The following is a 13,171-nucleotide window of genomic DNA, read 5'->3' on the forward strand; positions in this document are numbered from 1 at the left end:
GGACGGGGGGATCGGCAGGCCGTGGCTGAGCGGATCGACGGGGCGGTAGAAACGGCACGGCACCCGGGGAGGCGGCGGATGGTGATCGATCGGAGCGGGCTGGCGGAGTTCCTGCGGCGCCGCCGTGAGTCGCTGCAACCCGAGGACGTCGGCCTCGCACGAGGGAACCGGCGCCGCACCAGCGGTCTCCGCCGCGAAGAGGTGGCCTCGTTGTGTCACATGTCGACCGACTACTACGCGCGGATCGAGCGTGAGCGCGGGCCGCAGCCCTCCGAGCAGATGATCGCCTCGATCGCGCAGGGGCTCCATCTGTCCCTCGACGAGCGCGACCACCTCTTCCGGCTCGCCGGGCACCACCCGCCCACGCGGGGCGCGGCCGGTGACCACATCAGCCCCGGCCTTCTGCGTGTGCTCGACCGGCTCGACGACACACCCGCGGAGATCAGCACAGAACTCGGCGAGACGCTGCGCCAGAGCCCGCTGGGTGTCGCGCTCACCGGCGACACGACCCGCTTCACCGGCCCGGCCCGGAGCAGCGGCTACCGCTGGTTCACCGATCCGTCGTCCCGGCAGCTCTTCGCGCCGGAGGATCACGCCTTCCTGTCACGGATGTACGCCGGGGGTCTGCGCGAGATCGTCGCACTCCGTGGCCGCGAATCCCGGGCAGCACAGCTCGCCGAGCTCCTCCTCGGTCGCAGCGAGGAGTTCCGGCGCATCTGGGACGACCACGAGGTGGGAATCCGTCCGCAGGAGGTCAAGCGCTTCGTCCATCCCGAGCTCGGCCGACTGGAACTGAACTGTCAGAGGCTGATCGACCCCGCTCAGTCGCACTCGTTGCTGGTCTACACCGCCGTACCCGGCACGGAGAGCTACGAGAAGCTGCAACTGCTCGCGGTGATCGGCACCCAGCCGCTCCCCCGGCGTCCTCGGCCGTAGGCGGCCGGACCGCCGCACGCTGCACGATCACCGGCCGTCGTGGTCACCGGCGGACGTCGGAACTCCTGTCCCCGCCCGCGAGGTCGGCGCGGGTCGGCAGGGCCTCCCAGTCGCCCGGGACCGTGCACATCAGCGCCCCGGCCCGGGCGGCGGTGTCCAGCCGCCCCATCACGTCCGCGCCTGCGACCCGTTCCGCGAGGTAGGCGCCGACGAAGGCGTCCCCGGCCCCTACCGGGTCCACCACCGCGACCCGGCCTCGGCGTCGGACCAGAGCGTGGAGCGGTGGTTGACGTCGAACGACACCGTGACCCCGGCCTCCCGCGCGACCGCGACGGCGTGCTCCACGGCCTTGGCGGGCGCGTCCCCGAGGGCGGGGGTGATCCCGGTGACGTGCAGCAGCGTGGCTCCGCCGATCACCTCGTCGTCCACGTCGGACGGGCTGAGCCGCGCCCCCGCGCCGTGGCGGCGGTAGTACCAGACCCGCACCCCGCCCCCGGGCGGGCGTTCCTTGAGCATCAGCCTGGTGGGTGCGCCGGGATCGCGCACGGCGTGCACGTCCACGCCCTCGGCGCGCAGCTCGCGGACCACCCGGTCCCCGAGCGAGTCCGCCCCGACCCTGCCGATCCAGCTCACCGGGGTGCCGAGACGGGCCAGGCCGATGGCGACGTTGCTCTCCGCACCGCCGATGCCGAGCCGCATGGTGGAGACGTGCTGCAGGTGGCCGACGGTGTCCGCGGCCAGCAGCCCCATCGTTTCCCCGAGCGTCACCACGCTCATGGACGGGTCTCCTGCCGCGCCGCTGCCAGGGCCCGCGCCGCCCGGTCGGCCAGGGCGCCGAGGTCCCCGCCGCGCAGGGCGTCCCCGGACAGCGAGCCGCCCAACCCGACGGCGAGCGCGCCGGCCTGGAGCCAGGTGCCGACGTCGTCGACCCCGATGCCGCCGGTCGGCATGATCGCGAGCTCGGGAAGCGGCTCGCGGACCGCCTTCAGGTGCCCCGGTCCGACCGTGCCCGCCGGGAAGAGCTTCACGGCCGAGGCGCCTGTGTCCCAGGCGGTGATCAGCTCGGTGGGGGTGGTCCCCGCCGGGTAGGCGGGGACCCCCGCGGCGACGCACTCCGCCACCATCGCGGTGTCCAGCACCGGGCTGACCAGGAACGCGGCGCCTGCCTCGAGCGCCCGACGGGCGGCCTCGGCGCCACGGACGCTGCCGAGGCCGACGTCCGCGGAGTCGCCGAACTCGGCGCGCAGCAGCCGCAGCGAGTCCAGGGCGCCGGGGGTGGTCATGGTCAGCTCCAGGCAGACCAGGCCCTCCCCCACCAGCGTCCGGGCCGCCGGGAGCAGGTACTCGGGCGAGTCGGCCCGCAACACGGAGACCACGCCGGTGCGGCGCAGCGCCTCGCTGGGCGCGACTCGATCGAGGCTGAGGGTCATCGGGCGTCCTCCGCGACGGTCAGGTCGCGGTCGCGGGTCTCCGGTGCCAACCGCGCGGCGACCAGCTGAGGATCATCATCAGCATCATGTAGGCCGCCACCGGGAGCCAGGACCCGGAGAAGGCACTGACGAGCGCCTCGCAGATGAGCGGGGCGACGCCGCCGCCGAGCACCGACCCGAACTCACGACCCAGGGTCACCCCGGCGTAGCGGTACCGATTGCCGAACAGCTCCGGGAAGTAGGACATCGTGACACCGGTGTCGCCCTGGCAGGCCAGGATGAACCCGACGATGATCGTCACGACGATCGCGATCTGCGAGCCGGTGTTCAGCGCGATGAACGACGGGCCGGGCAGCAGGACCAGCACGGACAGGATCGCCGTGTAGACGGGCTTGCGGCCGAACCGGTCCGACAGCGCCCCGAACCCGACGGCGGCGACACCGCCGCAGATCGCGCCGACGAGCAGCACCTTCGGCACGAACGCCTTGTCCACCCCGACGCTCGACACCAGGTAGGAAGCCATGAACACCTGGTAGGTGTAGGACTGCGAGCTGACCCCGATGGTCATCAGCGTCACCAGGACCAGCGGACGACGGCCGTGCCGGAAGGTCTCGGCGACGGGCTTGCGCGGTTCGGCGTGCTGCTCCTTGAGCTCCTGGAAGACCGGACTCTCGTTCAGCCTCCGCCGGATGATCAGGGCCGCGATCGTCACCAGGAGGCTGGACACGAAGACCAGTCGCCAGCCCCAGCTCATGAGGCTGTCGTCCGGCAGCAGCTGGGCGAGGATCCAGGCGACGGCGCCGAGCGCGGTGCCCAGCGCGGCGCCGGTCATGACCAGCGAGGCGAACCGGCCGCGGCGGCCGATCCCGGCAGTCTCGGTGAGCAGGGTCGCGCCGCCGGACTGCTCCGCACCTGCGCCGAAGCCCTGCAGGAACCGGCACGCGACCAGCAGGACCGGGGCGAGGATGCCGACCTGGGCGTAGGTGGGCAGCAGCCCGATCGCCAGCGTGGAGCCGCCCATCAGCAGCAGCGTCGCGACCAGCACCCACGTGCGGCCGACCCGGTCTCCGAACCGGGAGAAGAACAGCCCGCCGAGCGGACGGGCCGCGAAGCCGACGGCGTAGGCGCTGAAACTGGCGAGGATGCCCGCCGCCGGGGAGATGTTCGGGAAGAACAGCTCCGAGAAGATCAGCGCCGACGCCGTGCCGTAGATGACGAAGTCGTACTGCTCCAGGGTGGTGCCGACCAGCCCGGCCCAGGCGGCCCGGCGGACGGCCTTCGGATCAGCGGTCGATGGCTCCACGATGGAGGATCGGGTCTCGGTCATGTCCATGCGTCCTCGGATGGAGGGGCCCCGCGGGGCCGGTGATCGAACGGTCGGGGGATCGGATGGGTCGGGGTCAGTCCCCGGGGCGGACGACGACCTTGAGGTGGGTCGGGTCCTGCACGGGCGCGCGGAGGGCCTCCGCGGCCCGGTCGAGCGGGAACCGGCCGGTCAGCACGCCGGCCAGGTCCACCCGTCCACTTGCCGCCAGGGCGATCGCGGTCGGGAATGCGTGGGCGTAGCGGAACGCGGTGCCCAGGTCGATCTCCCACCGCTGCAGGAACGCCAGCGGGAGCCCGTCGACGGCGGGTGTCGCCCGTCCGACGACCGTGGCCCGGGTGGCCGGGCCGAGCGCCCGGATGCCCTGCCACAGCACGGCGGGGACGGCGGTGCACTCGAGCAGCCGGTCCATGCCGGTATGGGCGAGCTCCGTGCTCGCGGTGTTGACCACCGACGTGGCGCCCAGCTCGGCGGCGCGCGCCAGGCGGTCGTCGTTGATGTCGGTGACCACGACCTCCTCGGCCCCGGCGGCCCGGGCCACCTGCGCGACGAGGATGCCGATCGGGCCCGCGCCGGTGACGAGCACGCGGTGGCCCAGCCGGACGTCGGCCCGCTGGACGGCGTGCACCGCCACGGCCAGCGGCTCGATCAGCGAGCCGAGCTCGGTGCCGATGGCGTCGGGCAGCGGGTGCACCGACCGCGACGGCGCCACCAGGAACTGGGCGATCGTGCCGTGGGTGGGCGGCGAGCCGAAGCACGTGCCCGTCGGGCACAGGTTGTAGTGCCCGGAGCGACAGGTGGCACACCGGCCGCAGCCCACGGCGGGCTCGACGGCGACGCGCGTGCCGACCGCCACCTCGGCCAGTGCCCCGGCCTCGACGACCACGCCGGACGCCTCGTGCCCGAGCACGGTGGGCTGCCGGAGCACGTTCTGCCCGTTGCGGCCGCTGGCGAAGTAGTGCATGTCCGAGCCACAGACGCCGACGGCGTCCACCTGGACCAGGACGTCGTCCGGGCCGAGCGCGGGCAGCGGCAGCTCCTCGATGCGCAGGTCCTCGGGACCGTGCAGGACGGCGGCCCGGGTGGATGCAGGGTGCACGGGCTGCACTGCGGCGGTCATGCGGCCTCCTCGGTCAGGGTGAGCTCGCGGGCGGCGGCGTCGGCGCCGTGGCGGACCAGCAGGTCCACCAGCTCGGCGACGCGGGCGCGGAACCCGAGGTGGTCGGCCAGCTCGGTGCCGAGCAGGCCGGCGCCCAGGGCCGCGGCCACGAACTCCGTGGTGGGACGGCAGGCGAACGGCGCGAGCCGCTCACGGGCAGGGTCGGACATGGCGGCCGCGTGCGGGCCGGCGTCGAACCCGGCGGGCGGGGCGATGCAGCACAGGTAGGCGGCGACCGTCAGCGCCAGCCCGTGCGGCATCCGGCCCGCGGCCAGGTGGTGCAGCGCGGGCTCGGGGACGCGCTGGGCGAGCTTCACCGAACCGTCCGAGGCGACCTGGCGGGTGCGGTGCCCCAGTGCCGAGTTCGACCAGCGGGTGAACAGCTGCGCGACGTACTCCTCGAGGTCCACGTCCGCGCGCACCGGGACCGTGGGCAGGTAGTCCTCGCGCAGCACGGTGTCCGCCGCGGCGCGGATCGCGGAGCGGGCGCTGGACTGCGGGATCGTGTCGCAGCCCGCCAGCGCGCCCGGGTAGGCGATCAGCGAGTGGGTGCCGTTGAGCAACCGCAGCTTGAGCAGCTCGTAGCCGGCCACGTCGATGGTGAACCGGGCGCCGCCGCGCTCCCACGCGGGCTTGCCCGCGGCGAAGTCGTCCTCGATCGCCCACATGCTGAACGGCTCCGCGGGGACCGGGACCTCGTCCCGCACCCCGAGCAGCCGCGCCGCCTCGGCGCGGTAGGCGTCCGTGGTGGCCGGGACGATCCGGTCGACCATGCTGTTCGGGAACGCGACGTGCGCCAGGTACGGCTCGAGCTCCGCGCGCTCCGCCGCCGGCAGCGCGGCCACGAACTCACCCACCAGGCGTGCGGTGGTGTTCCCGTTCTCGATGAGGTTGGCGCAGCTCATCACGGTGATCGGCGCGCCGCCGGCCCGGAGCCTGCGCTGCAGGCCGCGCACGATCTGCCCGAGCGTGGTCTGCGGCGCGCCACCCGCGAGGTCGGCGCGCACGCCGGGGTGGTCGAGCGCGAGCGAGCCCGTGCGCGGGTCGATCGTGTAGCCGTGCTCGGTCACGGTGAGGGTGACGATCCGGGCCGCCGCGACCGCGTCGATCACGGCCGCGGGATCCTGGGCGGCGACGAGCACACCGGTGTGCACGGCGGGCACCGACACGCGGCTGCCCTCGGGCGAGATCTCCAGCACCGAGTAGCGCAGGTCCTGGGCGCGCAGGGCGTCGGCGACGGCGGCGGAGCGGCTGGCCACCCCGAGGATGCCCCAGGGTCCGTCCTCGGCCTCCAGCGCGGCGGCGGTGTGCACCGCCTGGTGGGCGCGGTGGAAGTTGCCCAGTCCGAGGTGGACGATTCCGGTCTCGCTCACCTCCCGGCGGTGCAGGAGGGTCGGGCCCGGGGTGGTGCTCCGGGTGAGGCGTTCCGGGGTGGTCACCGGGGTGGTCACTGCATCACCAATCCGTGAGGGTGCCCTCGAGCCGACGCGCGACGGGCAGGTAGGCGGGCTCGTAGGGGAAGCGGGCGGCGAGCTCCTCGTCGACGGCGACGCCGAGGCCGGGCGCGTCGCCGGGGTGCAGGTGCCCGTCGGCGTAGGTCCAGGCGTGCCGGAACACCTCGTGCACCCGGTCCGGGTACCCCATGTACTCCTGGATCGCGAAGTTCGGCGTGGCCAGCCCGACGTGCGTGGCGCCGGCGAGTGCGATCGGCGACACGTCCGAGGGGCCGTGCGGGGCGAGCCGCACCTGCCACACCTCGGCGAGCGCGGCGATCCGGCGTAGCGGGGTGATCCCACCGACGTGCGAGACCGCGGCCCGGACGTAGTCGATCAACTGTTCGCTGATCAGCTGCTGGAACTCCCAGATCGTGGTGAAGACCTCCCCGATCGCCAGCGGGACCGTGGTGTGCTCGCGCACCCGCCGCAGCACCTCCTGGTTCTCGGCGGGCGTCACGTCCTCGAGCCAGAACAGGTCCACCGGCTCCAGCGCCTTGGCCAGCTGGGCCGCCTGGTTCGGGGTGAGCCGGTGGTGGGCGTCGTGCAGCAGTTCCAGGTCCGGCCCGACGGCGGCGCGGACCTCGGCGAGGGCGCCGGGCACATACCGCAGGTAGGCGGTGGTGTTCCAGACCTCCTCGACGGGGGCGAGGCCGCGGCCGGCGGGCTCGTAGGCGCTGCCGTCCTTGGTCACGCCGTAGACCGAGTCCAGTCCCGGCACCCCGGTCTGCACGCGGACCGCGCGGAACCCGCGCTCCCGCTGGGCGGCGACGGCGTCGAGCAGCGCGGGGACGTCCCACCCGGTGGCGTGGGTGTAGGAGAGGATCCGCTCCCGGACCTTGCCGCCGAGCAGCTGGTAGACCGGCTGCCCGCAGATCTTGCCCTTGATGTCCCACAACGCGAGGTCGACCGCGCCGATGGCCGCCATGGTGACCGGGCCGCGCCGCCAGTAGACCCCGCGGTAGAGGTACTGCCAGGTGTCCTCGATCGCGGAGGGATCGCGGCCGATCAGGATCGGGCACACGTGGTCGCGCAGGTAGCTCGCGACGGCGAGCTCGCGGCCGTTGAGCGTGGCGTCGCCCCAACCGACGACGCCGTCCGACGTGGTGATCTTCAGCGAGACGAAGTTGCGGCCCGGGCTGGTGACCAGCACGTCCGCGGAGACGATGGTGCTCATGCCGTGGTCACCACGTTCACCAGGGGCTCCCCCGCCGCGAGCCGCCGCACGTTGGCGGCGATGTCCTGGGCGCGGGCCGATGAAGGTCTGCCGGGTCAGGCCGGAGGAGTGCGGGGTCATCAGGACGTTCGGCAGCTCCCGGAAGGGCAGCTCCGAGGGTGCCCCGTGGTTGCCGGAGGCCGGATAGGAACGGTCACCCCGCGGGCGCCGAACGCGCGGAACCGCTCCCATGTCCGGGCGCCGATGTGCCCGAACCCGACGAACCCGATCGTCGCGGCGCCCAGCGAGTTGCCCCACGGCAGCGCCGGGTCGTGGGCCGGCGAGGCCCACTCGTCCCGGCGCAGCGCGGTGTCCTGGGTGAGGAAGCCCCGGCGCAGCAGGATCGTGGTGGCCACGACGTACTCGGCGATCGAGTCCTCGTGGTGGAACGTGTTGGCGACGACCGCGCCCGCCGGGAGCCCGGCGACATCGATGCCGTCCACCCCGGCGCCCGCGGCGTGCACCAGCTTCAGAGCCCTCCCGGCCGCGCCGACGGCGGCGGGGCAGCGGCCCGCGACGAGCACGTCCGCGTCGACCACGGCCGCGGCGACGGCGTCGAGGTCCCGGGGGCCGGGCCAGCTCACCTCCGACCCGGTCGGAAAGCCCTCCTCGAGATGGGCCCGCAGCGGGGCCAGGTTGGCGTCGGCGACGACGATCTTCACGAGCGCACTCCGGTCTTGGGGTGGGTCAGCGGGCCGGTGGAGCCCCGGACCACGAGGTGGGTGTCCAGGCGCTGGGTGCGCGGGGTGCGGGCCTCCCCCAGCATCGACGTGCCGATGGGCCGCGCCGGGCGGCTGTCCATCGAGGTCCTCGGCCGGGCGCTGGCGCTTGTCGAGCGCCGCTGTCGCCGTGCTCGACGCAGTCACCCACCTCTGACACCCTCGAACCGACTCGCACGTCCGACCGACGAAGGAGAAGGTCGATGACCAGCACGCTGCCCTCGGTGGCCACCGCGCCCAGCACGGGAGCCGAGCTGACCTACTCGTCGGGCTTCGGCAACGAGCACGCCTCGGAGGCGGTCCCGGGCGCTCTGCCCGTCGGGCGCAACTCCCCGCAACGGGCCCCGCTCGGTCTCTACGCCGAGCAGCACAGCGCGACCGCCTTCACCGAGCCGCGCGCGGTCAACCGGCGCAGCTGGGTCTACCGGATCCGGCCCTCGGCCGCGCACCCCCCGTTCCGCCGCATCGACACCGGCCTGCTGCGCTCCGCCCCGGACACCACCGGGATCACCGACCCCAACCGGCTGCGCTGGGACCCGCTACCCCTCCCACAACAACCCACCGACTTCGTCGACGGCCTCTACACCGTCGGGGTGAACGGCGACGTCCGCCAACGCGCCGGCATCGGCATCCACCTCTATGCCGCCGACCGCTCCATGACCGACCGCTACTTCGTCGACGCCGACGGCGAGCTCCTGCTCGTCCCCCAGCAGGGCGCGCTGCTGGTGCACACCGAGTACGGCCGCCTCCACGCCGCCCCCGGCGAGATCGCCGTGATCGGCCGCGGGGTCCGCTTCCGCGTCGAGCTGCCCGACGGGCCCGCCCGGGGCTACGTCTGCGAGAACTACGGCCACCCCTTCGTCCTGCCCGAGCTCGGCCCCATCGGCGCCAACGGCCTGGCCAACCCCCGCGACTTCCGCTACCCCGTCGCCGCCTACGAGGACCGCGAGGAAACCGTCCAGGTCGTGCAGAAGTACGCCGGACAGCTCTGGGCGGCCGACTACGACCACTCCCCGCTCGACGTCGTCGCCTGGCACGGCACCCACTCCGCCTACAAGTACGACACCGCCCGGTTCAACGTGCTCGGCACGGTCTCCTACGACCACCCGGACCCGTCGATCTACACCGTGCTCACCTCGCCCACCGACACCCCCGGCCAGGCGAACGCGGACTTCGTCGTGTTCGCCCCGCGCTGGCTCGTCGGCGAGGACACCTTCCGCCCGCCCTGGTACCACCGCAACGTCATGAGCGAGTTCATGGGCCTGGTCCACGGCGTCTACGACGCCAAGGCCGAAGGCTTCCTGCCCGGCGGCGCCAGCCTGCACAACATGTGGAGCGCGCACGGCCCCGACGCCGAGACCTACCGCAAGGCCAGCAGCGCCGAGCTCGCCCCGCAGAAGATCACCGACACCCTCGCCTTCATGTTCGAGACCCGCTGGCCCATCACCGTCCCCGACTTCGCCCACGACGCCGTCCACCGCCAGTCCGACTACGACGGCGTCTGGAGCGGAATCGAACGAGGCTTCACGGGCTGACCCTCGCCTCCCGTCAGCTGAGCACGGTTTCCTCGTAGCGGGTCGGCGTCGTGACGTCGAGCAGGTCCCATTCCCGCATCCAGCCCTGGGTGCGGTCGAACATCTCGCGCGTGTAGGGCTGCGGCACGACGCGTTCGCCGGGCCCGAAGCGGCGTACGTCGACCAGCTCGAGCAGGTCCGCCGGCATCTCCCGGGCCCAGTGCGGGGTGTAGCGGTGCGGCTCGAGATCGATCTCCTGCTGGGCTCGCAGCAGCGCCCGGAAGTAGCGTTCGACGTCGTCGGGGTCCACCTGCGCGGCGAGCAGGAAGCCCATCACGAAGGTGGTGTCCACGAGCTTGCGGAATCCGCGCTGCTCCAGCACGTAGGCGGGGGCGCCCCAGACGTTCACCGCACGTGCCCGGCCCTGCAGCAGCAGCCTGGCCCGGTCGAACGGCCTGCCGAAGAAGCCGAGCGTCACCTGCTCGCGCGGCAGGAACGCCTCGAGCGCCTGCAGCGCCGAATAGTGGCTGCCCGAGTGGTACCCGACGCCGACCTCGATCCCGGCGAGATCGGCGGGTTGCTGCAGCTCGGAGTCCGCAGCGACGTATATCCCCGCCGGGCACACGGAGTACGCCTTGCCGTACATCTTGCCGTGCTCGGCCGTGGCCGCCGCGTTCACCGCCCAGTGGCAGGCACAGGACACGTCCGAGGGTCGGCCGGCCTGCATGTCCTCGAAGGCGCCGCTGCGCACCTGCAGTGGCACCTCGCCGGCCGAGCTCACGCCGCCCGCCGAGCCGCCGGCGAAGCCGGCGTCGAACTCGTGGTCCAGGCCCTCCTCGACGAAGAAGCCCCGTTCCTCGGCGACCCACTCGTGCAGCCGCACGTGCGGCTGGATCCGGAACACCATCCTGATCACTCCCACCCGCTGGATCCCGCGCCGAGGCGGCCGCGGAGCAAGGATTCTACGAGCACGCGCCCGCACGGACAGCGCGATCGATCCGCCGACGTCGATCTCTCCGAGGTGCCGGATCACCGCCGCACTCCTCGTCGACGAGCCGGAGCGTTCAGGGAGGAACCAGCATGGGGACGCCGGGTGGCGGGCGCTACGTCCCCCGATCGCCCCGCCTGCGCGTCACCCGCGAATCCGGCCGGTCGGTCGATCCCGGCGGCGCTCCCCCAGGTCGACGCTGACGGTCACCCACCGCACCGACCGGAGAGGAGCAACCTTGACCGCGGCCGTCCTCACCCCGCCGACGCCGGCGGCGCCGGCGGCCTCGCCCGCGCCCTCCGCGATCCGCCGGATCAACCTCGCCAGCATGGCCGGCACCACGATCGAGTTCTACGACTACTTCATCTACGGCACCGCCGCCGCGCTCGTCTTCCACAAGGTCTTCTTCCCGCACACGAACGGCGTCCTCGGGACGCTCGCGGCGTTCGGGACCTTCGCCCTGGTGTACGTGTTCCGGCCGGTCGGGTCGATCCTCTTCGGGCACGTCGGCGACCGGCTCGGCCGCAAGCGCACCCTGATCGTCACGCTGATGACGATGGGCCTGTGCACCGTCGCAGTCGGGTTGATGCCCGGCGCCGCGACCCTCGGCGTCGCCGCCCCGATCCTGCTGGTCGCCCTCCGCGCCGTGCAGGGCCTGGCCGTGGGCGGGGAATGGGCCGGGGCCGCCCTCTTCGCGACCGAGAACGCCCCCGACGGGCAACGCGGACGCTTCGCCCTCTACCCGCAGGTCGGCGCCACCGTCGCGTTCGCGCTCGCCTGCGCCACCTTCCTCGCGGTCGACCTCGGGATCGGTGAGACGAGCGACGCCTTCCTCTCCTGGGGCTGGCGGGTGCCGTTCCTGTTGAGCGCGCTGCTGATCGGGGTCGGGCTCTACGTGCGCCTGCACACCGATGAGACGCCGGTCTTCACCGACGCCGCCCGCACCGCCCCCCGCCGCGGCGTTCCCTTCCTCGAGGTGTGGCGGCACCAGCCCAGGACGATGCTGCTCGCGACCGGCCTGACCACCGGCGTGTTCGCCGCCATGTCGGTCGCCACGTCCTACCTGACCAGCTACGCGACCAGCAGCCTGGGCATGAGCAAGGCAGACATCCTCGTGATCGACATCGTCGGCGCGGCAGTCTCGGTGGTGACCACCGCCTACGCCGCCGTGCTGTCCGACCGCCTCGGGCGCCGCCGCGTCGTTCTGGCGGGCTGCATCGGTCTGGCCGTGTGGGTGCTGGTGCTCTTCCCGCTGCTCGACACCCGCTCGCCCGTCGCGATCGGCGCCGGGATCGTCGTCCTGCTCGCCCTCCTCGGCCCGGCCTACGGCCCGCTGGGCGCCTACGTGCCGGAGATGTTCCCGACCCGGTACCGCTACACCGGGTCTGGGGTGAGCTACAACCTCGGCGGGGTCGCCGGCGGCGCCCTCATCCTGCTGGTCGCCGCCCCGCTGACGGCCTCGGCCTGGGGCCCGATCGCCCTCGGCCTGTGCATGGCAGGGCTACTGGCGATCGCCTTGGGCTGCCTGCACCGCCTCCCCGAGACACACCAGCGGGCGCTGACGGCGACGGGAGACGCACCCGGGCGAGGTCCCGGCCCTTCGGCTTGACCTCGCGCCGGCAGGACGCTGATCGAACCACCGGCTGGGCCGGGAATCTCTCGGCTGCGTGACCTCGTCCGGGCGGCCCAGCAGGGCGACACCACGGTCGACCGCCTGTCCGCCAAGGCCATCGGCCGCTGACGACGCACCGCTCGTCACCGAAGGAGAACTTCGTGAGTACCGCCGTCTCCCCCGCCCCCGCCGGGTTCGCACCCGCGCTGCGGCGGCTGTACTTCGTCCGGTTCGGGTTCGCCGTCGTGTGGGCGGCCCTGCTGGTCCTGACCGGGCAGGAGCTCGGAGCCGCCGGTGCCGTGCTCGTCGTGCTGTACCCGCTGTTCGACGCGGTGGCCGCCGTGGTCGACGCCCGGTCCTCCAGGGCCGGCTCCTCGGCGGCCGGGCTGTATGTGAACATCGCGATCAGCCTGCTCGCCGCGGTCGGCCTGGGCATCGCCGCCGCCTCCGGCGCCCCCGCGGTCCTGCGGATCTGGGGCGCCTGGGCCTTCGTCTCCGGCCTCATCCAGCTGATCGTCGCCATCAGCCGCCGTGCGCTGGGTGGGCAGTGGCCGGTGATCCTCAGCGGTGGGCTGTCCGTCCTCGTCGGCGTCTCGTTCTTCCTCAGCGCCGGCCAGGCGGCTCCCTCGCTGGTGGGCATCGCCGGCTACGCCACCCTCGGCGGCGTCTTCTTCCTCGTCTCGGCGCTGCGTCTCGGCCGCGCCGCCCGCACCGGCGACCGACCGGCCCCCGGGTCGTCGAGGTGACCGACGCCGACGGCGGTGTGGTCACCCTCACCGC

General features: G+C 73.3%; 14 protein-coding genes. 4 read left to right on the forward strand and 10 right to left on the reverse strand.

Translation table 11 applies throughout. The annotated features are described in order from the left end of the window. Window positions 1-78 precede the first annotated feature (78 nt). Window positions 79-936, forward strand: coding sequence for a helix-turn-helix transcriptional regulator (locus LWC33_RS14985; RefSeq protein ID WP_233305027.1), 858 nt, complete (start codon window positions 79-81; stop codon window positions 934-936). 43 nt (window positions 937-979) lie between these two features. On the opposite strand, the gene LWC33_RS36025 is transcribed toward LWC33_RS14985, so the two are convergent. The 9 genes from LWC33_RS36025 to LWC33_RS15025 all read right to left on the reverse strand — a co-directional run bounded on the left by LWC33_RS36025 (window position 980) and on the right by LWC33_RS15025 (window position 8,360). After that, window positions 980-1,180 carry a PfkB family carbohydrate kinase gene (locus LWC33_RS36025; RefSeq protein ID WP_308190948.1) on the reverse strand — a complete coding sequence of 67 codons (201 nt, stop codon included), beginning with the start codon at window positions 1,178-1,180 and terminating at the stop codon, window positions 980-982. After that, complete coding sequence (locus LWC33_RS14990; protein WP_308190949.1) at window positions 1,165-1,713, reverse strand: sugar kinase; 549 nt, start codon at window positions 1,711-1,713, stop codon at window positions 1,165-1,167. Before LWC33_RS14990 ends, LWC33_RS36025 begins: the two co-directional genes overlap by 16 nt. Further along, window positions 1,710-2,366, reverse strand: a complete 657-nt coding sequence (locus LWC33_RS14995; RefSeq protein ID WP_233304992.1) for a bifunctional 4-hydroxy-2-oxoglutarate aldolase/2-dehydro-3-deoxy-phosphogluconate aldolase — start codon at window positions 2,364-2,366, stop codon at window positions 1,710-1,712. Before LWC33_RS14995 ends, LWC33_RS14990 begins: the two co-directional genes overlap by 4 nt. 19 nt (window positions 2,367-2,385) lie before the next feature. Continuing rightward, window positions 2,386-3,693: an MFS transporter gene (locus tag LWC33_RS15000; RefSeq protein ID WP_233304993.1), complete on the reverse strand. Its 1,308-nt coding sequence runs from the start codon at window positions 3,691-3,693 to the stop codon at window positions 2,386-2,388. Between the two features lie 73 nt (window positions 3,694-3,766). Continuing rightward, window positions 3,767-4,810 (reverse strand): NAD(P)-dependent alcohol dehydrogenase, encoded by a 1,044-nt coding sequence (locus tag LWC33_RS15005; protein WP_233304994.1) that lies wholly within the window; start codon window positions 4,808-4,810, stop codon window positions 3,767-3,769. After that, window positions 4,807-6,300 carry a mannitol dehydrogenase family protein gene (locus LWC33_RS15010; protein WP_233304995.1) on the reverse strand — a complete coding sequence of 498 codons (1,494 nt, stop codon included), beginning with the start codon at window positions 6,298-6,300 and terminating at the stop codon, window positions 4,807-4,809. Before LWC33_RS15010 ends, LWC33_RS15005 begins: the two co-directional genes overlap by 4 nt. A gap of 4 nt (window positions 6,301-6,304) precedes the next feature. Then, window positions 6,305-7,519 (reverse strand): D-mannonate dehydratase ManD, encoded by a 1,215-nt coding sequence (gene manD / locus LWC33_RS15015; RefSeq protein ID WP_233304996.1) that lies wholly within the window; start codon window positions 7,517-7,519, stop codon window positions 6,305-6,307. A gap of 119 nt (window positions 7,520-7,638) precedes the next feature. After that, complete coding sequence (locus LWC33_RS36030) at window positions 7,639-8,220, reverse strand: NAD(P)-dependent oxidoreductase (RefSeq protein WP_233304997.1); 582 nt, start codon at window positions 8,218-8,220, stop codon at window positions 7,639-7,641. Then, window positions 8,217-8,360, reverse strand: coding sequence for a hypothetical protein (locus LWC33_RS15025; protein WP_233304998.1), 144 nt, complete (start codon window positions 8,358-8,360; stop codon window positions 8,217-8,219). Before LWC33_RS15025 ends, LWC33_RS36030 begins: the two co-directional genes overlap by 4 nt. Before the next feature lie 120 nt (window positions 8,361-8,480). Here LWC33_RS15025 and hmgA point away from each other — a divergent pair, with 120 nt between their 5' ends. Then, window positions 8,481-9,812 carry a homogentisate 1,2-dioxygenase gene (gene hmgA, locus LWC33_RS15030; protein ID WP_233304999.1) on the forward strand — a complete coding sequence of 444 codons (1,332 nt, stop codon included), beginning with the start codon at window positions 8,481-8,483 and terminating at the stop codon, window positions 9,810-9,812. 13 nt (window positions 9,813-9,825) lie between these two features. On the opposite strand, the gene LWC33_RS15035 is transcribed toward hmgA, so the two are convergent. Continuing rightward, entirely contained in the window at window positions 9,826-10,713 is an 888-nt protein-coding gene (locus tag LWC33_RS15035; RefSeq protein ID WP_233305000.1) for an ABC transporter substrate-binding protein, read from the reverse strand. A 304-nt stretch (window positions 10,714-11,017) separates the two neighbouring features. On the opposite strand from LWC33_RS15035, the gene LWC33_RS15040 reads away from it, so the two are divergent. Together LWC33_RS15040 and LWC33_RS15045 are read left to right on the forward strand one after the other, a co-directional pair. Next, window positions 11,018-12,388, forward strand: coding sequence for an MFS transporter (locus tag LWC33_RS15040; protein ID WP_233305001.1), 1,371 nt, complete (start codon window positions 11,018-11,020; stop codon window positions 12,386-12,388). Between the two features lie 164 nt (window positions 12,389-12,552). Further along, entirely contained in the window at window positions 12,553-13,137 is a 585-nt protein-coding gene (locus tag LWC33_RS15045; RefSeq protein ID WP_233305002.1) for a hypothetical protein, read from the forward strand. Window positions 13,138-13,171: the final 34 nt, after the last annotated feature.

It is taken from the genome of Pseudonocardia terrae, from assembly GCF_021343995.1.
GTDB classification, from domain to species: Bacteria; Actinomycetota; Actinomycetes; order Mycobacteriales; family Pseudonocardiaceae; genus Pseudonocardia; species Pseudonocardia terrae.